General features: G+C 75.5%; 22 protein-coding genes. 12 read left to right on the forward strand and 10 right to left on the reverse strand.

Going from position 1 to position 15,991, the window contains the following annotated elements:
- Positions 1-2: 2 nt before the first annotated feature.
- The 4 genes from ACI79P_RS11740 to ACI79P_RS11755 all read right to left on the reverse strand — a co-directional run bounded on the left by ACI79P_RS11740 (position 3) and on the right by ACI79P_RS11755 (position 3,774).
- Positions 3-587 carry a GerMN domain-containing protein gene (locus ACI79P_RS11740; RefSeq protein WP_456581225.1) on the reverse strand — a complete coding sequence of 195 codons (585 nt, stop codon included), beginning with the start codon at positions 585-587 and terminating at the stop codon, positions 3-5.
- The gene (locus tag ACI79P_RS11745) at positions 584-2,038 is read right to left on the reverse strand and encodes an ATP-binding protein (RefSeq protein WP_456581226.1); all 1,455 of its coding nucleotides are present in this window, start codon (positions 2,036-2,038) and stop codon (positions 584-586) included. The genes ACI79P_RS11740 and ACI79P_RS11745 overlap by 4 nt, the downstream gene beginning before the upstream one ends.
- Positions 2,035-2,712 (reverse strand): response regulator, encoded by a 678-nt coding sequence (locus ACI79P_RS11750; protein ID WP_456581227.1) that lies wholly within the window; start codon positions 2,710-2,712, stop codon positions 2,035-2,037. Before ACI79P_RS11750 ends, ACI79P_RS11745 begins: the two co-directional genes overlap by 4 nt.
- A gap of 186 nt (positions 2,713-2,898) precedes the next feature.
- Positions 2,899-3,774 (reverse strand): metallophosphoesterase, encoded by an 876-nt coding sequence (locus ACI79P_RS11755; protein WP_456581228.1) that lies wholly within the window; start codon positions 3,772-3,774, stop codon positions 2,899-2,901.
- A 284-nt stretch (positions 3,775-4,058) separates the two neighbouring features.
- Here ACI79P_RS11755 and ACI79P_RS11760 point away from each other — a divergent pair, with 284 nt between their 5' ends.
- Positions 4,059-4,544 (forward strand): hypothetical protein, encoded by a 486-nt coding sequence (locus ACI79P_RS11760; RefSeq protein ID WP_456581229.1) that lies wholly within the window; start codon positions 4,059-4,061, stop codon positions 4,542-4,544.
- Between the two features lie 81 nt (positions 4,545-4,625).
- On the opposite strand, the gene ACI79P_RS11765 is transcribed toward ACI79P_RS11760, so the two are convergent.
- Positions 4,626-4,769 (reverse strand): hypothetical protein, encoded by a 144-nt coding sequence (locus ACI79P_RS11765; protein ID WP_236826088.1) that lies wholly within the window; start codon positions 4,767-4,769, stop codon positions 4,626-4,628.
- Positions 4,770-4,921: 152 nt separating this feature from the next.
- Between ACI79P_RS11765 and ACI79P_RS11770 the strand changes: the two genes are divergently transcribed.
- The 4 genes from ACI79P_RS11770 (at position 4,922) to ACI79P_RS11785 (ending at position 7,573) form a co-directional block, all read left to right on the forward strand.
- Positions 4,922-5,389: a winged helix-turn-helix transcriptional regulator gene (locus tag ACI79P_RS11770; protein ID WP_456581230.1), complete on the forward strand. Its 468-nt coding sequence runs from the start codon at positions 4,922-4,924 to the stop codon at positions 5,387-5,389.
- A gap of 100 nt (positions 5,390-5,489) precedes the next feature.
- Positions 5,490-5,885 carry a VOC family protein gene (locus ACI79P_RS11775; protein ID WP_456581269.1) on the forward strand — a complete coding sequence of 132 codons (396 nt, stop codon included), beginning with the start codon at positions 5,490-5,492 and terminating at the stop codon, positions 5,883-5,885.
- Between the two features lie 115 nt (positions 5,886-6,000).
- Positions 6,001-7,299: a S8 family serine peptidase gene (locus tag ACI79P_RS11780; RefSeq protein WP_456581231.1), complete on the forward strand. Its 1,299-nt coding sequence runs from the start codon at positions 6,001-6,003 to the stop codon at positions 7,297-7,299.
- Positions 7,300-7,339: 40 nt separating this feature from the next.
- Positions 7,340-7,573 carry a hypothetical protein gene (locus ACI79P_RS11785; protein ID WP_456581232.1) on the forward strand — a complete coding sequence of 78 codons (234 nt, stop codon included), beginning with the start codon at positions 7,340-7,342 and terminating at the stop codon, positions 7,571-7,573.
- Positions 7,574-7,585: 12 nt separating this feature from the next.
- On the opposite strand, the gene ACI79P_RS11790 is transcribed toward ACI79P_RS11785, so the two are convergent.
- Entirely contained in the window at positions 7,586-8,041 is a 456-nt protein-coding gene (locus tag ACI79P_RS11790; RefSeq protein WP_456581233.1) for an STAS domain-containing protein, read from the reverse strand.
- A gap of 184 nt (positions 8,042-8,225) precedes the next feature.
- Here ACI79P_RS11790 and ACI79P_RS11795 point away from each other — a divergent pair, with 184 nt between their 5' ends.
- From ACI79P_RS11795 to mug, 3 genes are read left to right on the forward strand one after another with little or no spacing between them, the layout of a single operon-like run.
- Complete coding sequence (locus tag ACI79P_RS11795; RefSeq protein ID WP_456581234.1) at positions 8,226-9,293, forward strand: phosphotransferase family protein; 1,068 nt, start codon at positions 8,226-8,228, stop codon at positions 9,291-9,293.
- Complete coding sequence (locus ACI79P_RS11800; protein ID WP_456581235.1) at positions 9,284-9,940, forward strand: histidine phosphatase family protein; 657 nt, start codon at positions 9,284-9,286, stop codon at positions 9,938-9,940. Before ACI79P_RS11795 ends, ACI79P_RS11800 begins: the two co-directional genes overlap by 10 nt.
- On the forward strand, positions 9,937-10,467 hold the full coding sequence (mug, locus tag ACI79P_RS11805) for a G/U mismatch-specific DNA glycosylase (RefSeq protein WP_456581236.1): 531 nt from the start codon (positions 9,937-9,939) through the stop codon (positions 10,465-10,467). The genes ACI79P_RS11800 and mug overlap by 4 nt, the downstream gene beginning before the upstream one ends.
- Before the next feature lie 9 nt (positions 10,468-10,476).
- Here mug and ACI79P_RS11810 read toward each other — a convergent pair whose 3' ends face one another.
- Entirely contained in the window at positions 10,477-10,746 is a 270-nt protein-coding gene (locus ACI79P_RS11810) for a YciI-like protein (protein WP_456581237.1), read from the reverse strand.
- A 68-nt stretch (positions 10,747-10,814) separates the two neighbouring features.
- Here ACI79P_RS11810 and ACI79P_RS11815 point away from each other — a divergent pair, with 68 nt between their 5' ends.
- Both ACI79P_RS11815 and ACI79P_RS11820 read left to right on the forward strand, forming a co-directional pair.
- Positions 10,815-11,255 carry an NAD(P)H-dependent oxidoreductase gene (locus tag ACI79P_RS11815; RefSeq protein ID WP_456581238.1) on the forward strand — a complete coding sequence of 147 codons (441 nt, stop codon included), beginning with the start codon at positions 10,815-10,817 and terminating at the stop codon, positions 11,253-11,255.
- Between the two features lie 67 nt (positions 11,256-11,322).
- Complete coding sequence (locus ACI79P_RS11820) at positions 11,323-11,865, forward strand: sugar O-acetyltransferase (RefSeq protein WP_456581270.1); 543 nt, start codon at positions 11,323-11,325, stop codon at positions 11,863-11,865.
- A gap of 7 nt (positions 11,866-11,872) precedes the next feature.
- Here ACI79P_RS11820 and ACI79P_RS11825 read toward each other — a convergent pair whose 3' ends face one another.
- Positions 11,873-13,009, reverse strand: coding sequence for a glycosyltransferase family protein (locus tag ACI79P_RS11825; RefSeq protein WP_456581239.1), 1,137 nt, complete (start codon positions 13,007-13,009; stop codon positions 11,873-11,875).
- A 152-nt stretch (positions 13,010-13,161) separates the two neighbouring features.
- Between ACI79P_RS11825 and ACI79P_RS11830 the strand changes: the two genes are divergently transcribed.
- Positions 13,162-14,034 carry an ATP-grasp fold amidoligase family protein gene (locus tag ACI79P_RS11830; protein ID WP_456581240.1) on the forward strand — a complete coding sequence of 291 codons (873 nt, stop codon included), beginning with the start codon at positions 13,162-13,164 and terminating at the stop codon, positions 14,032-14,034.
- A 341-nt stretch (positions 14,035-14,375) separates the two neighbouring features.
- Here ACI79P_RS11830 and ACI79P_RS11835 read toward each other — a convergent pair whose 3' ends face one another.
- Positions 14,376-14,579 carry a cold-shock protein gene (locus ACI79P_RS11835; RefSeq protein ID WP_456581241.1) on the reverse strand — a complete coding sequence of 68 codons (204 nt, stop codon included), beginning with the start codon at positions 14,577-14,579 and terminating at the stop codon, positions 14,376-14,378.
- A gap of 248 nt (positions 14,580-14,827) precedes the next feature.
- Entirely contained in the window at positions 14,828-15,022 is a 195-nt protein-coding gene (locus tag ACI79P_RS11840; RefSeq protein ID WP_456581242.1) for a hypothetical protein, read from the reverse strand.
- A 101-nt stretch (positions 15,023-15,123) separates the two neighbouring features.
- On the opposite strand from ACI79P_RS11840, the gene ACI79P_RS11845 reads away from it, so the two are divergent.
- On the forward strand, positions 15,124-15,957 hold the full coding sequence (locus tag ACI79P_RS11845) for an alpha/beta fold hydrolase (protein WP_456581243.1): 834 nt from the start codon (positions 15,124-15,126) through the stop codon (positions 15,955-15,957).
- Positions 15,958-15,991 lie beyond the last annotated feature (34 nt).

Raw genomic sequence — 15,991 nt, forward strand, 5'->3', positions numbered from 1 at the left:
GCTCAGTCCTCGCTCGCCGGGTCGGAGCCCGGTGTCTCGGGGGCGGTGGCCGGGGCGACCGAACCGAACTGCTCACGGCCGACCGGCCCGTCGGTCAGCCCACCGTCGGTGGGTACCTCCACCGGCGCGCCGTCGACGAGGAAGCGCACGCGGGCGGTGCCCGGCAGCTCGGTGAGCGTCCAGACCACCTGCGCCACGGCGAGCAGCTGGTTGCCCCCGGTGATCCTGGCGAACTCCTCGGTCACGGTCACCGCCGTGATGCCGCCGGGCAGGCCCTCGTCGGCGACGATGGACTGCGGCGCGACCGCGGTGCGCAGCCCGCCGACGACCTCCGCCCGGGTGGGGCCGATCGCCAGCAGGTCGAGGGCGCGCTCGGCGGTCACCGTGCGGCTCGCCCGGGGGACCGGCTCCAGCCGGGCGCCGCGGACGAAGAAGACGATCACCTCGGGGCCGACCCCGTCGCGCGGTGGCGCAGGGGTGTCGAGCGTGGCGGCGGGCACCGCGATGCGTTCGGGATGCGGCTGCGGGTCGACCCCGCACCCGGTGAGCGCGACGAGGGCGCACAGCAGGACCGCCAGAGCCCTCATGAGCCGGCCTCCACGGGCAGGTCCACCACGAACCGGGCGCCGCCGTCGGGGCCGTCCTCGACGTGCACCGCGCCGCCCATCATCCGCACGTGGCGGACGACGAGGGCCAGCCCGAGACCGGCTCCCTCCGTGTGCGTGCGGATGCTGCCCGTGCCCCGGGCGAACCGCTCGAAGATCCGGTCGCGCTCCTCCTCGGCCACGCCGGGACCGGCGTCGTCCACGGCCACCCGCGCGACGTCGCCGGCCCGCGAGACGGTGACCCCGGTGAGGCCTCCGCCGTGCTTGTCGGCGTTGTCCATGAGGTTGCCGAGCACCCGCTCCAGGCGGCGCTTGTCCGCGTGGACCAGCACGTGCTCGGCGTCGGGGTGCACGGTGAGCAGCGTCGCGGCCGTGCCGTCCAGCCGGTGCCGGCCCACGACCTCGCGGGTGAGCGCGGACAGGCGCACGGGCTCGACGGCGATGTCGGTGCTCCCGGCGTCGGCGCGGGAGATCTCCAGCAGGTCGGCGACCAGGCGCTCGAACCGCTCCACCTCCGAGCGGAGGAGCCCGAGCGCCTCGGCCTGCTCCGCGTCGCCGGGGTCGGCGGTGGCCTCCACCAGGTCGAGCGCGCCCAGCATCGTGGTCAGCGGGCTGCGCAGCTCGTGGCTGACGTCCGCGGCGAACCGGGCGTCGCTGCGCACCCGCTGCTCGAGGGCTTCCGCGGTCTGGTTGAACGAGGCGGCGATGGGGGCCAGCGAGGGGTCGCCGCGCGGGTCGATGCGGGTGTCGAGCGCACCGGAGGCGACAGCCGCTGCCGCGGCGGAGATCCGGTCCAGCGGGCGCAGCGCAGGGCCGGTGACCCACCACCCGACCACGAGCGAGAGCGGCACCGAGCCGAGGACCGCGACCGCCAGCACCGTGGCCAGGACGCGGTAGGTCCGGTCGAGCTCGGCGAGCGGGAAGACCTCGATGTAGGCCGACCCCAGCTCGGCCAGCGGCACCGCGACGGCCATCACCGTCTCGCCGTCGATCTCGATGCGCTGCCGGACCGAGGTCCCGGCGACGGCGAGCTCGCGCAGCTCCTCGGGCAGGTCGTCCCGGCCGACGAGCAGCGACGTGGTGGTCCAGGTGCCGCCGTCCACCAGCAGCGAGGTGGAGCCCGTCTCGCGCGGCAGCTGGGCGAGCACCTGGGCGACGTCCAGCCCCTCGGTGGCCAGCGAGCGCTGCACCTGCGCCGCGTTGTCCGAGGTCTGCACGAGCGTCACGCGCTCGCGCTGGAGGAGGAGGAACTGGGACACCGCCACCCAGACCGCGAGGGCCAGGACGGCGGAGACGACGAGGGTGACCGCCGCGAAGGCGGCGGTCGCCCGGGCCCGCAGGGTGGCCAGACGGAAGGAGGCGCGACGCGGCCGGCGGGCTCGCGCCGGCGCTGCGCCCGCGTCGGGGGCGGCTCCGTCGACCGGCCCCGTCACCCAGGGACCCGGTAGCCCATGCCCCGGACGGTCGTCACCAGCGTCGGGTTCGACGGGTCGGGTTCGATCTTCTTCCGCAGCCGGCGGATGTGGACGTCCACCAGGCGGGAGTCGCCGAAGTAGTCGTACCCCCACACCCGCTCGAGCAGCTCCTCCCGGCTGAGCACCCGTCCGGGGTCGGCGGCGAGCTCGCAGAGCAGCCGGAACTCGGTGCGGGTCAGGCTGAGCGTCTCGCCGTCGCGGGTGATGGTGCCCTCGGCCGGCGAGATGTGCAGGTCGCCGACGGTGAGCGCCACCCGGGGCTCGGGGGCGCGGGTGCGGCGGGCCAGCGCCCGGATGCGGGCGGAGAGCTCCTTGACGACGAAGGGCTTGGAGACGTAGTCGTCGGCACCCGCTTCGAGCCCGGCGACCACGTCGTGGCTGTCGGCCCGGGCCGTGAGCATGATGACGGGGGTGTTGGAGGTGCGCCGGATCGCCCGGCACACCTCGAAGCCGTCCATCCCGGGCAGCATGAGGTCCAGCAGGATGACGTCGAACGACTTCTCGGCCAGCCGCGCCAGGCCGTCCTCGCCGCTCCCCGCCTCGGTGACCTCCAGGCCCTCCCGCTGCAGGGTCAGTTGCAGCATGCGCCGGATCCGTGGGTCGTCCTCGATGATCAGCACAGACCGGGACATGCCGGTCAGTCTGCCCAGCCCCGCGCGAACTAGTCACCGCGCCCCCGTCCGTGTGACGCGCCGGACCCCGTGCACCGTCCGGGGGGAGATGACGAATCCGTGACGTCCGGGTCGGCCGGCCCGCCGGCGGATACGGACCGGGAGAGAGCGCCGTCGTGCTCGGCCGCATGGTCGTGCACCGTCATCTCAACCCTCGGCGCGCAGCTCGAAGATGACCAGCTGCGGCGGGGCGTTGATCCGCACCGGCACCGTGCTGAACCCCAGCCCGCACGAGACGAACATGCGGTTGCCCTCGGCGCCGTACTCCTCGGGAGCCCAGCCGTCGGCGACGAGCGCCTCCTCGGAGGTGAGACCGAGGTAGGACCAGCGCGGGGTGCCGGGCAGGGCCACCTGACCGCAGTGCGTGTGACCGGCGAAGGTCAGCGGCGCCGTCCCGGCGGGCATCTCCGGGAAGGTCGTCGGGTTGTGCATCAGCACGACACGCGGGGCCTCGTCGGGCACCTCGGCGAGGGCGGCGTCCACGTCCACCTCGCCGGGCCAGGCCGGCCCGATGCCCACGACGTGCAGCGCCTGGTCGCCTTCCCCGGTGCCGGGGACCGCGGCCGCCTCGTTGCGCAGCACCGTGATCCCGGCGTCCTCGAACGCACGGACCAGCTCCTCGGCCGCCCCCACCTTGTAGTCGTGGTTGCCGAGCACGGCGTAGGTCGGGATGCCGGAGTCGACCAGCGGCTGCAGCAGCTCCATCACCGACTCGACCTGCTCGGGGATGCTGGGATCCTCGCTGTAGACGTAGTCGCCGCCGAGCAGGGCGATGTCCGGCTGCGCCTCCACCATCTCCTCCACGGCCCGGGCGACCATGCCCTCGTTGGCCCACCACATGCCGATCTGCGGATCGGAGATCATGGCGACCTCCGTGCCGTCGGCCGACTCGTCCAGCTGCGGGATCGGCACCTGCTCCCGCTCCTCGTCGAGGATCAGGCGCGGCTCGACGAGCACTCCGTAGAGCACGAGGAGGACGAGCAGTCCACCGAGGACGGCGGCGGTCCGTTTGAGCCAGGTCATGGGGCGGGTCCTCCGGATCGGGGCAGGGGGTCGGCAGGGTGGCGGGGAGCGGCGCGGACAGCACCGTTCCCCGCCGGTCCGAGGGCATGCGGCCCGGGTCCGGTTCGCCACGGGCTCGTCACACCGGGGAGGGCGGTCGTGTGACGCCGACGCGACGCCGGCGCCGCCTGTCTTGCGATGTCGTGACGAACGCCGCGCCGTGTAGATGCCCCGGCCCGGAGTGGGCAGGACCGGCCCAGCGACCAGCTGCCACGCGGCGCTCCGAGAAGTGGAGGACCACCGAGATGACGACCAGCCGTTCCAGCCTCCGCCGGGTGCCCGCCGCTCTGTTGGCGGGCCTGCTCGCCGGGGCCGTGCTCGCCGGCTGCGGGGAGGACGACGAGGACCCCACCACCGCGGCCGACGTCGACGTCCGCCCGTCGGAGGACCTCCGGGACCCGTACAACGGGGCGTACGACGCGGACTTCCGCGAGGACCTCGACGGCTACGAGGGGGTCGAGGTGAGCCTGCTCGGGCAGGTGGGCCGCATCGTCTCGCCCGTCGCCTTCACGCTGACCGGCGACGACGTCGAGCCGATCCTGGTCATCACGGACCAGGAGCTGGCCGACCTCCGGCCGGGCGCGACGGTGGCGGTGGCCGCGCAGCCCGCGGACGAGTTCGAGCTCGCCGGGCTCGAGGAGGCGCTGGGCACCGACCTGCCCGACGACGCCTACGAGGAGTGGGAGGGCGAGCCCTTCCTCGACGCGGCCAGGGTCGAGCCGCAAGCCTGAACGCGCGACCGCCCGGGACGCTCAGCGCGTCCCGGGCAGCCGGCAGGGAGGCGGCGCCCGCCGGGGCGGGCGCCGGTGCGGTCAGCGGCGGGCGCCGAGCGCGGCGATCTCGTGCGCGGACTCGAGGGTCGGGGCCGTGGCGAGCGCCCGGGCGAGCGCGCGCTCCTCGCGCAGGTGGGCGCGGACGGCGTGCCGGCGGGCGAGGACGGTGCGGAGGCGGGTCATGGCGTGTCCTTCCGGAGCAGCGGTGGTGGTGCGAGCGCTGCAGGGGGCCGGGCGGGCCGGCCGGAGACCGTCCGCCTCCTGGGTTCGCACCCTGAACTCTGCTCCTCCGCGCGCAGTTCGTCAAGCGAACTCAGCATGGCTATCCTCACACCGTGAGCGACGCCTCCTTCGACCGGTCCCGCTGCTCCGTCGCCGGCACGCTGGCCGTGGTGGGGGAGAAGTGGAGCCTGCTCGTCCTGCGGGAGGCGTTCCTCGGGGTCCGGCGGTTCGCCGACCTCCAGCAGGCGCTCGGCGCACCGAAGGCGGTGCTCACCGACCGGCTGGCCACCCTGGTCCGCGAGGGCGTGCTCAGCCGTGAGCCCTACCGCGCCGAGGGCGAGCGGCAGCGCCACGAGTACCGGCTCACCGACAAGGGGCGCGACCTCTACCCGACGCTGGTCGCCCTCATGGCGTGGGGCGACCGCTACCTCACCGACGGCCCGCCGCCGCTCGCGCTCGAGCACCGCGGCTGCGGTGCCTCCGTTCGCGTGGCGCTGGTGTGCGAGGACGGCCACGAGGTCGCCGGGCCGCGCGAGGTCCGCCCGCGGCCCCGGACGCCGGACGCCCGACCGGCGGGGTGAGCGCGCGCCCGCACCGATGAGTTCGCGTGGGCTCCGTCGTCCTACCGACGAGCCCGGCCGACGGCGCCGGGCACCCCGATCGAGGAGTTCTCCCGTGCGCATGATCTTCGTGAACCTGCCGGTCGCCGACCGCGACCGGGCCGACGCCTTCTACGCAGCACTGGGCTTCCGGCGCAACGACCAGTTCTCCGACGACCGGACCGTCTCCTACCAGATCGAGGAGAATATCGCGGTCATGCTCCTGACCCGCGAGCGGTTCGCCGACTTCGTCGCGGGCGAGGTCGGGGACCCGGCCCAGGCGACCTCGGTGCTCACCTGCCTGTCGGCGGACAGCCGCGAGGAGGTCGACCGGATGGTGTCCGCCGCGATCGCGGCCGGCGGCAAGCCCTGGCTGCCGGCCCAGGACCACGGCGCCATGTACGGCTCGAGCTTCGCCGACCCCGACGGCAACGTCTGGGAGGTCATGTGGATGGACCCGGGGGTGCTCGCGGGTTGAGCCCGCCGGCTGGCGCCGGCGCCCACTCTCCGGAACCCTGTCGTCACCGGCCGCTCCCGGCGGTCGGTGGTGGCGTCGCCGGCGCGGCGGCCCACCGGGGCGCGGAGGGGGAGCGGTGATCGAACCGGAGGTGTCCGAGGGACCGGAGAACGTGCGTCACGGGGCGGTCGGCCCGCTGATCCGCACCACCGGCCGGCAGGTGGTCGTGCTCGCCGACGACGCCGGGCCGGTGGACTGGGGCCGGGCGGGCGTCCGCGACGTCGCGGACTCGCGGGACTTCGCCGACGGGGTGGTGCCCGCGGAGACCCTCCGCGAGTCCGGGGCGGTGCTGTTCGCGGCGCTCGGGATCGCGGTCGTCTCGGCCGACGCCGCGCAGGTCGGCGCCCTGGCGGGCGGCGGGACCGGGCGCCCGGTGCTCTCCGTCTCCCCGGAGCTGGTCCACCGCGTGCTCGAGGGGTCGGGCGCGGGCTACGCCCGCGGCTACCGCGACGGGGTCACCGACCTCACCGCCCGGCTGCTGGCCGCCCCCGGCGACGCGCCGGCCGGCTCCCGGGCGCGGTTCGAGGACACCCGCTCCTCGACGTGGGGGGTGCAGGCGGTCGGCGCCGACTCCTCCTCGCGGTCCGGCCGCGGCATCCGGGTGGCCGTGCTGGACACCGGGTTCGACCTCGACCACCCCGACTTCGCCGGCCGCGCGGTCACCGCCCGCTCGTTCGTCGCCGGCGAGGGGCCCCAGGACGGGCACGGCCACGGCACGCACTGCATCGGCACCGCCTGCGGTCCGCGGACCCCGCCGTCGGGGCCGCGGTACGGCGTCGCCCACGAGGCGGAGATCTTCGCCGGGAAGGTCCTCGGCGACGACGGCAGCGGCACCGACGCCGGCATCCTCGCCGGGATGAACTGGGCGGTGACCAACCGGTGCCCGGTGATCTCGATGTCGCTGGGCGCCGACGTGACCCAGGCCCACCCGCCCTACTCCGCCGCCGGGCGGCGCGCCCTCGCGCAGGGCTCGCTGGTCGTGGCCGCGGCCGGGAACAACGCCGACCGGCCGGCGGCCTCGTGGGGGTTCGTCGGCGCCCCGGCGAACAGTCCGGAGATCCTGGCGGTCGGGGCGCTGGACCAGGCGCTCGGGACGGCGTACTTCTCAGCCCGGAGCGTCCCCGGCCGCGGCGGCCAGGTCGACGTCGCCGCTCCCGGGTTCGAGGTCTGCTCGGCGTGGCCGATGCCGACCCGCTACAACACCATCAGCGGCACCAGCATGGCGACCCCGCACGTCGCGGGCGTCGCCGCGCTGTGGGCGGAGGCGACGGGCCGGCGCGGGCTCGAGCTCTGGGCCACGCTGGTCCAGGAGGCTGAGCGGTTGCTCGAGGCCTCCGTGGACATCGGCAGCGGGCTGGTCCTCGCGCCGCGGTGAGCGGTTCCCGGTCTCGCGGGTTCCTTGTAGCGTCGGTGGCATGACCCACGTCAGCGTCACCGTGGACGAGCGGCACCTCAGCGCTCTCGACGGCGTCGTCCAGGGCCTGCGGGCTCGAGGCATGCAGGTCGACCAGGTGCTGGACGCGCTCGGGATCATCACCGGCTCGGTGCCCAGGGGGACCCTCGGCGCGCTGAGCGCCGTCGCCGGCGTCGCGTCGGTCGACGAGCAGCGGGGCCACCGGCTGCCGCCGCCGGGGGCGCCCGTCCAGTGAGCCCGCCGGCCCTCAGGGCCGGCGCTGGGCGGGGACCGTCGTGGCGCGCTGCGCGGCCCGCAGCGGCCCCGCGGACGGCAGCGGACGGCCGCCGCCGACCGCCGGCGGGGGCGCCGCGCGGTCGGCGTGCACCTCGAGCAGCTCGTCGAGGCCCACCAGCACGAGGAGCCGGTGCAGGACCGGGCTCGGACGGTCGAGCACCAGCGCGCACCCCTGGCGCCGGGCGAGGTGGTGCGCGGTGACGAGCGCCCGCAGCCCCGCCGCGTCGCAGAGGGTCACCTGCCGGGTGTCCACGGTCCACCTGCGGTGCTCCGTGCCCACCAGCGCGGCGAGCGCCTCGACGAGGTGGTGGGAGTGCTCCCGGACGAACTCCCCGGCCAGGGCCACCGTGCCGCCCGCGAGGTCGACGACGACCCCGAACGGCGCCGCGTCGGCGACCGCGTCGCCGGGGACGGTGTCCGGTGCCATGGGCTGCCTCCCACCCGGCGGCCGGGCCCCGGGTGCCCGGGGCGGTGTGCGCGGGCCGGCCTCTCGGCCCGGCGCGAGGCTACCGGCTGTGGCGCAGGTCACGGTGGCGCTCCGGCGCGCCCACCGCCGCGGCGTATCCGGGGCGCTGCAGTGCGTCGCGGCGGTCGTGGTGGGATGGACGGCGATGAGCGAGAACGCGAGCCGCGTGCGTGATGTCCGCCCGGAGGACGCCTTCGACGTCGAGGCCGTGCACGCGTGGCTGGCGCCGCGGGTCCCGGCGCTGGCGGGGCGGCCCGCACCGGCGGTCCGGCAGTTCTCCGGCGGCGCCAGCAACCTCACCTACCTCCTCGACTACGGCGACCCGCAGCTGGTGCTCCGCCGTCCCCCGCACGGGCACAAGGCGGCCTCGGCGCACGACATGGGCCGGGAGGTGCGCGTGCAGCAGCGGCTGCGCCCGCATCTCGGCGTCGTCGCGGAGATCCACGGCAACTGCACGGACCACGCGGTCATCGGAAGTGACTTCTACGTCATGGAGCGGCTCGTCGGCACCGTGCTCGGCCGGACGCTGCCCGAGGGCGTGCAGCTGTCCCCGGAGCAGGCGCGGGTGCTGGGCGAGACGGCCTACGACACCCTCGCCGACCTGCACTCCATCGACGTCGACGCAGCCGGGCTGGCCGACCTGGGCAAGGGGCCCGGCTACGTCCGCCGGCAGGTGGAGGGCTGGTCCCGCCGGTTCCGCGACGCGCTGACCGACGACGTCCCGCCGGCCGAGGAGCTGATGGCCTGGCTCGACCGCCACCAGCCGCAGGACGTGCGGGCGAGCCTTCTGCACGGCGACTGGAAGCTCGACAACCTGGTGCTCGACCTCTCCGGCACCCCCCGCATCACCGGCGTGCTGGACTGGGAGATGGCCACCGTCGGCGACCCGCTCATGGATCTCGGCGCCTCGCTGGCCTACTGGGTCACCGCCGGGGACGACGAGGAGTTCGGCCTGGTCTCCACCCAGCCGAGCACGCTGGCCGGGATGCCCACCCGCGAGGAGATCGTGGCGCGCTACCTCGAGCGCACGGGGCTGTCGACGCCGAACTGGACCTTCTACGAGGTCTTCGGCCTGTTCCGCCTCGCGGTGATCATCCAGCAGATCTGGGCGCGGTACCGTTCCGGTCACACGACCAACCCGCGGTTCGCCCACTTCGGCATCGCCGCAGCGGTCCTGCTGCAGCGCGCGGAGCGGCTGGCCGGATGCCGCTGATCTGCCTGGTCCGGCACGGGCAGGCCTCGTTCGGCGCCGACGACTACGACGTGCTCAGCGACCTGGGCCGCTTGCAGTCCCGCTCCGTGGGGGAGGAGCTGCGGCGCCGGGAGCTGCGCGACCCGCTGGTGGTCTCCGGGACGCTGCGCCGGCAGCGGGACACCGCGGCGCTGCTCGCCGAGGCGGCCGGCTTCGGCCCGGTCGGGACGGCCGACGCCCGGCTGGACGAGTACGACCACCTCGACCTGCTCAAGCGCTACCCCGGCGAGGACGCCGGACCGGCCGGGAACCCCGGGTCCCGGGAGATCCAGCGGCTGCTCGACGGCGCGCTCCGGTCCTGGATCGCGGCCGGCGACGCCGACGGCTGGCCGGACTTCTCCTCGGGCGCCGCCGCGGCCCTCGCCGACCTGGCCGCCGGGCTGCCGCGCGGGCGCGACGCCGTCGTCGTCACCTCCGGCGGGGTCATCGCCGCGCTGGTGGCCGGGCTGCTCGGCGCCCCGGCCGACGGCGTGGTGGCGCTGAACCGGGCCGCCGTGAACGTGGGGGTCACCTCCGTGCTGGCGGGCGCTTCAGGGCTGTCGCTGCTGGCCTTCAACGACCACGCGCACGTCACCGGCGACCGGCGGCACCTGCTCACCTACCGATGAGCCGGCCGCCCGCCAAGCCGGTGCCCGACGTCGTCGCCCCCGGCCTCGACGTGCTGTTCTGCGGGATCAACCCGTCGCTGCTCTCGGCCGAGGTCGGGCACCACTTCGCCCGGCCCGGGAACCGATTCTGGCCGGCGCTGCACCTCGCCGGGTTCACCCCGCGGCTGCTGCGCCCGGACGAGGACCGCGAGCTGCTGCGGTACGGGCTCGGGGTGACCAACGTCGTGGACCGGCCGACACGCACGGCCGCCGAGCTCTCCCTCGAGGAGCTGCAGGCCGGCGCCGACGCGCTCGAGCGGCTGGTGGCCGACATGCGCCCGCGGGTCCTGGCGGTGCTGGGCATCACCGCGTGGCGGCAGGGGTTCGGGCGGCCGAAGGCGGTCGCCGGCCGCCAGCCCGAGCGGGTGGGCGGCGCGGTGACCTGGGTGGTGCCCAACCCCAGCGGGCTCAACGCCCACGTGCAGCTGCCCGACCTGGCCCGCATCTACGGGCAGCTGCGCCACGAGCCGGGCAGCGGACCGGGCTGACCCGCGGCGTCAGCCGACGACGACGTTCCAGGGCCGGATCGTCCACGCCGTCACCAGGCCCTGCGTGACGTAGGGGTCCTGCGCCACGAACCGCTCCACGACCTCGCGCGGCGCCGTCCACACCAGCAGCGCGCGGTCGTACGGGTCGGGCAGCGCGCCGGCCAGGAGCAGCTCACCGCGCTCGTGCGCCGCCCGCGCCAGGTCCAGGTGGTCCGACCGCAGGGCGGTGCGGCGTTCCAGGTAGTCGTCGGCCAGCACGTACTCCAGCACCAGATGCACGGCTCCACCCTCACACCTCCCGGCCCGGCGGTGGTGCCCGGGGGCAGGACGGCGGCGAGAATGCCGGGATGCCCCGTCTCCTGGTGGTCCACCACACCCCCTCGCCGGCGCTGCAGGCGGTGCTCGAGGCGGTGCGGGAGGGGGTGGCGCTCGTCGACGACGTCGAGCCGGTCCTGCGCCCCGCGCTCTCGGCGGGAGCCGCGGACCTGCTCGCCGCCGACGGGGTGCTCCTGGGCACCCCGGCCAACATCGGCTACATGTCGGGGGCGCTCAAGCACTTCTTCGACACCGTCTACTACCCCTGCCTCGAGGCCACGCCCGGGCTGCCCTTCGGTGTGTACGTGCACGGCAACGACGACACCGCAGGCGCCCTGCGCAGCATCGAGCGCGTCACCGGCGCCCTGCGCTGGAAGCAGGTGGCCGCGCCGCTGAGCCTCACCGGTGCGCCGGGACCGGCGGACCTGGAGGCCTGCCGGGAGCTCGCGGCGACGGTGGCGGTCAGCCTCTGAGGCAGCGGCACCGGCAGGACCGGCGGCCACCCCGCACGGGCTGGCTAGCGTGGGGCAGGTGGGTGAGATGAGGGACCGGATGCTGGCCGGGCTGCCGTACCGCCCCGACGACCCCGACCTCGCCGCGGACTCCCGGCGGGCCGGCGCGCTGGTGGCCTCCTACAACGCCGAGGCCGATCCGCACCGCCGGCACGCGCTGCTGACCGAGCTCCTCGGCGCGGTGGGCGGCGGGACGACGATCCGGTCGGACTTCCGCTGCGACTACGGTTACCGGATCAGCGTCGGGGCCCACTGCTTCGTGAACTGGGGGGCGGTCTTCCTCGACGTCGGCCCCATCACGCTCGGCGACCACGTCCAGCTCGGCCCCGGCGTCCAGCTGCTCACCGCGGTGCACCCGCTCGACCCGGCCGAGCGGCGGGCGGGCTGGCAGCACGCGTCGCCGGTGACCATCGGGGACAACGCCTGGCTCGGCGGCGGCGTCATCGTGCTGCCAGGGGTGACCGTGGGCGCCGACACGGTGGTGGGCGCCGGGTCGGTGGTCACCGCGGACCTGCCGCCGGGGGTGGTCGCCGTGGGCAACCCGGCCCGGGTGGTGCGCAGCCTGGTCTAGGCCGGGTCTAGGCCGAGCGCGCCGACCCGGCGGGGGTGAGGGGCCGCCCGAGCCCTGCGTCGAGCCACTCGCCGGCGCGCCGTTCCCAGGTGCGGGCGGCGGCCCAGTCCCGGCGTCGCGACGCGTACGCGGGAGGCTCCTCCGCGGCGGCGCGCACGGCGGCGGCCATCTCGTCGGCACCGGAGACGATCGCGGTGTGCGGGGGCAGCTCCGCGGCGTGCTCCAGGTGTCCCGCGGTCGCGACCAGCGGCAAGCCGCGGGCCGCGTAGTCGTAGCTCTTCATCGACGACTGCCCCAGCGCCCGGTGCGGGACGTCGGGCACCAGCCCCACCGTCGCCGCGTCGAGGACGGCGGCCAGCCGCTCGCGCGGCAGCAGCCCGCGGTAGGTCAGCCGGCCGCCGGATCCCGCGACGAGCGCGCGGAAGCGCTCCGCGGCCGGGCGGGCCCGGTCGGGGAAGACCAGCTGCCCGTGCACCGCGATCGTCCAGTCCGGCAGCGCCCGGAGGAGCTCCTGCACCAGGTCGACGTCGAAGCGCTCGGCGACGCTGCCGACGTAGACGGCGTGCCGCTCCGCGCGCTCGGCCGTCCGGGGGGCGGTGAGCAGGTCGGCGTCGGTGCCGTTGGGGACGACCACGGGTCGCCGCCCCGGGAAGAGGCCGGCCAGCACCGGGTTCACCACGACGACCTCGTCGGCCTCGTCGGCGATCCGGCGGAACTGGTCGGGCAGCCGCCGGGCGTGGGGCAGCAGCCGCGCCCAGTCGTCGGTGCAGTCGAACACCGCCCGCCCGCGGACGGCCCGGGCGGCGCGCCACTCCCACGGCAGCATGAACGCGGTGACGTCGACGTCCCAGTCCGAGCTCCGGAGGAGGGTGCCCAGCAGGGTGGCGTCCAGCTGCTCGGCGAGCCGGCCCCGGGAACCGGGCAGCACGGTCGAGCGCTCGGAGACGCGCACGCCGGGCGCGGCCGGGGCGAACCGCGCGCGGAGGAGGTGCCCCGACCAGTTGGCGGGATCGCTGCGCAGCCGGCGCCAGTCGGCGGGGGCCTGCAGGAAGCTCACCGGGCGGCCCTGGCGGACCAGCTCCCGGGCGATCATGTGCTCGCGCCGGATCGCCGGGTGCCACGGGTCCTTGGCGACGAAACCCACCCCGCGAGGGGCTCTCCGATCGTCGGTCGTGCTCAGCGCGGGGCCCCGTCCGTCGTCACGGCGCCACCCTAGGAGCGGACGCCGCGGTCCGCCCGAGCAGACTGTTCGCCGAGCGCGGTCGCCGACGGCCGCCCGGAGCCCCAGGAGGCGACGTGCCCGCGGTGCCCGACCGGTTGCGCCGGGCCGCGGTGCGGCGGCTGCCGATCGCCGCGAAGCGCGCCCTGCTCTACGCCGAGGCGCACGGCCGCCTGCCGCGTATGCGCGACCCCCGCACCTTCACCGAGAAGCTGAACTGGCGGATCGTGCACGACCGTCGGCCGCTGATCGGGCAGCTGGGCGACAAGCTGGCGATGAAGGAGTACGCGGCCCGCACCTGCCCCGGGCTGGCGGTTCCGCGGGTGCTGTGGACCGGCACCGACGTGGGCGGGCTGGCCGCAGCCGAGCTGCCCGAGCGCTGGGTGCTCAAGCCCAACCACGGCACGATGCGCGTGCACCGCGGCGTGGGCCGCCCCGACGTACCGGCGCTGCGGCGGCTGACCGCGGACTGGCTCGGGGAGCCGCTGTGGCCCGAGCGCGGCGAGTGGGTCTACAGCCAGGCCCGCCGGCTGCTGCTGGCCGAGGAGTTCCTCGGCCGGCCGGGCGAGGTGCTCGCCGACCACAAGTTCCTGGTGTTCGGCGGCCGGGTGCGGCTGGTGCAGGTCGAGACCGGCCGGCTCACGGGGAGCCACTCCCGGCGGCTCTACACCCGCGAATGGGTGCCCGTGGCGGCGCGGGAACCGCACGTCGCCACCGGCTCGGTGACGCCGCCGCCGGCAACGCTCCCGGCCATGCTGGACGTCGCGGAGACGCTGGGCGCCGCCTTCGACTTCGTCCGCGTCGACCTCTACGACGTCGACGGGGAGGTGTGGTTCGGCGAGCTGACGCCGTACCCGGGCGGCGGGCTGGACCCGTTCGACCCCGAGCTGGACCGGTTGCTCGGCAGCTGGTGGACGCTCCCGGCCCGCACGGAGGTGCAGGCGCGCTAGCTCACCAGCGCAGCGGGTGGGTGGACCGGGAGTGCGCGGTGCGGCAGGCCCGGCAGTTGCCCCAGGAGACGATGGCCAGCGGTGTGGTCGGGCCGCCGCACTCGGGGCACTCGACGCCCTCCTCGGAGCTGGCGCGCGCCTCGCTGAGGGCGTGGGTGCGCTCCTCGTGGATCCGCTCGTCACCCCGGCAGGGGCACCCGAGATGGGCTTCCTCGCAGCGTCCGCCGTGTCTGGTGATGGGGTCCTCCTCGGTCGTGCGGTGGTCGGCGCGGGGACCGGCGCCGTAGGGACGCAGAGGGGGCCACGGCGCAGTGCGCCGTGGCCCCCTCCTCACACGTCGATCAGATCGCGCGGACGTTCTCCGCCTGCGGGCCCTTCTGGCCCTGGGTGACGTCGAACTCGACCTGCTGACCCTCGTCGAGGGACTTGTAGCCGTCGCCGGTGATGGCGGAGTAGTGGCAGAAGACGTCGGCGCCGCCGCCGTCCTGGGCGATGAACCCGAAGCCCTTCTCCGCGTTGAACCACTTCACAGTGCCCTGAGCCATGTCGTTCTTCTTCCGTGCTGGGAGGTGACCGCACAGGTACGTACCGGGTGCGGGGCCGCCGCACCGACCGGAACGACCGAGAGGAACGTCAGGCAGAGACGACTGCGGACGTCCAAGAACGAAAGCAGAGGCGCAACAGCGACCGAGGTGAACTGTACGCCTCCCGCACCCGTCGTGGGAAGAGCCTGGTCACGGGCGTGTCCACCCGGTGGGGTGGTCCTCGGGGGCTGACCGCCCGGCCGCGCGGGTCAGGCCCGGCTCGCCAGGTCCTTCGCGGCCTTCACCACGTACATCACCGAGAGCGCCAGGAAGACGGCGCCGATCACCGCCCGCACCTGGTCGTCGGTGACCGGCGCCCGCTGGCTCACCGGCCCGGCCACCGCATCGGCCACGCGCGCCCGCCAGCCCTTGAGGCCGGCCTTTCCGAGAGTGATCGCGTCCATGACCGGGGTCACTACCCTCGCCGGCGACGAGGTGAACGGGAGAGCGAGGTGGACGCCGGATCGGTGCATCGGGGCCGGCGCGGCGGGGCAGTGCACCCGGCATGGAGCTCCCCACCGGTGCCACCCGCAGGATCGACGTCGACGGCCGCTGGCTGGACGTGTGGGAGGCCGGTGACGCCGGGCCGACCGTCCTGCTCGTGCACGGCATCCCGACCAACTCCCGGCTGTGGTGGGACGTCGTCCCCGGGGTGGCGGGCTCGGCACGGGTGCTGGCCGTCGACATGCTCGGGTACGGCGACTCCGATGCCTCGGGCGGCCACCCGGTCGACCTCGCCGCCCAGGCGGCGCTGCTGCTCGGGCTGCTCGACACCCTCGACGTCGAGCGGGCGGTGGTGGTCGGGCACGACCTCGGCGGCGGCGTGGCGCAGATCCTGGCGACCACGAGCACCGACCGCGTCGCCGGGCTCGGCGTCGTGAACGGGGTCTGCTACGACGCCTGGCCGGTGCCTGTGGTGCGCGCGCTGAAGGCCACCTGGCCGGCGCTGCGGTTCCTGCCGCCCCCGGCGCTGGCGACCGCGCTGCGCCCGGCGCTGCGGACGCTCTTCGCCCACCAGGAGCGGGCGGCCCCGTTCGTGGACCGCTTCGTCGAGCCGTGGTCCCGCCCCGGCGGCCCGGAGCAGCTCGCCGCCCACCTGCGCTCGCTGGACTCGGTCTACACGCAGACGGTGGCGCCGTTCCTGCCCCGGCTGACGATGCCGGCCGAGATCGTGTGGGGCCGCCGGGACCACCAGATGAAGCCGCGGTACGGGCAGCGGCTGGCCGACGACCTGCCCGGCGCCCGCCTCACCTGGGTCGACGATGCGAGCCACTTCGTGCCCGCGGACCGGCCCGACGTCGTCGTCGAGGCGGTGCTGCGGCTGGTCGAGCGGGCGTGACCGAGGGCGCCGAGGTGTCCCCGCGGGGGTGGCC

The organism is Blastococcus sp. SYSU DS0510 (genome assembly GCF_054050835.1).

Bases quoted from the DNA above. Each gene is read 5' to 3' on its own strand.
- ACI79P_RS11740 (WP_456581225.1), bottom strand. From the start codon at position 587: ATGAGGGCTCTGGCGGTCCTGCTGTGCGCCCTCGTCGCGCTCACCGGG.
- ACI79P_RS11750 (WP_456581227.1), bottom strand. From the start codon at position 2,712: ATGTCCCGGTCTGTGCTGATCATCGAGGACGACCCACGGATCCGGCGC.
- ACI79P_RS11755 (WP_456581228.1), bottom strand. From the start codon at position 3,774: ATGACCTGGCTCAAACGGACCGCCGCCGTCCTCGGTGGACTGCTCGTC.
- ACI79P_RS11760 (WP_456581229.1), top strand. From the start codon at position 4,059: ATGACGACCAGCCGTTCCAGCCTCCGCCGGGTGCCCGCCGCTCTGTTG.
- ACI79P_RS11765 (WP_236826088.1), bottom strand. From the start codon at position 4,769: ATGACCCGCCTCCGCACCGTCCTCGCCCGCCGGCACGCCGTCCGCGCC.
- ACI79P_RS11775 (WP_456581269.1), top strand. From the start codon at position 5,490: ATGATCTTCGTGAACCTGCCGGTCGCCGACCGCGACCGGGCCGACGCC.
- ACI79P_RS11785 (WP_456581232.1), top strand. From the start codon at position 7,340: ATGACCCACGTCAGCGTCACCGTGGACGAGCGGCACCTCAGCGCTCTC.
- ACI79P_RS11790 (WP_456581233.1), bottom strand. From the start codon at position 8,041: ATGGCACCGGACACCGTCCCCGGCGACGCGGTCGCCGACGCGGCGCCG.
- ACI79P_RS11795 (WP_456581234.1), top strand. From the start codon at position 8,226: ATGAGCGAGAACGCGAGCCGCGTGCGTGATGTCCGCCCGGAGGACGCC.
- ACI79P_RS11800 (WP_456581235.1), top strand. From the start codon at position 9,284: ATGCCGCTGATCTGCCTGGTCCGGCACGGGCAGGCCTCGTTCGGCGCC.
- mug (WP_456581236.1), top strand. From the start codon at position 9,937: ATGAGCCGGCCGCCCGCCAAGCCGGTGCCCGACGTCGTCGCCCCCGGC.
- ACI79P_RS11815 (WP_456581238.1), top strand. From the start codon at position 10,815: ATGCCCCGTCTCCTGGTGGTCCACCACACCCCCTCGCCGGCGCTGCAG.
- ACI79P_RS11820 (WP_456581270.1), top strand. From the start codon at position 11,323: ATGAGGGACCGGATGCTGGCCGGGCTGCCGTACCGCCCCGACGACCCC.
- ACI79P_RS11835 (WP_456581241.1), bottom strand. From the start codon at position 14,579: ATGGCTCAGGGCACTGTGAAGTGGTTCAACGCGGAGAAGGGCTTCGGG.
- ACI79P_RS11840 (WP_456581242.1), bottom strand. From the start codon at position 15,022: ATGGACGCGATCACTCTCGGAAAGGCCGGCCTCAAGGGCTGGCGGGCG.
- ACI79P_RS11845 (WP_456581243.1), top strand. From the start codon at position 15,124: ATGGAGCTCCCCACCGGTGCCACCCGCAGGATCGACGTCGACGGCCGC.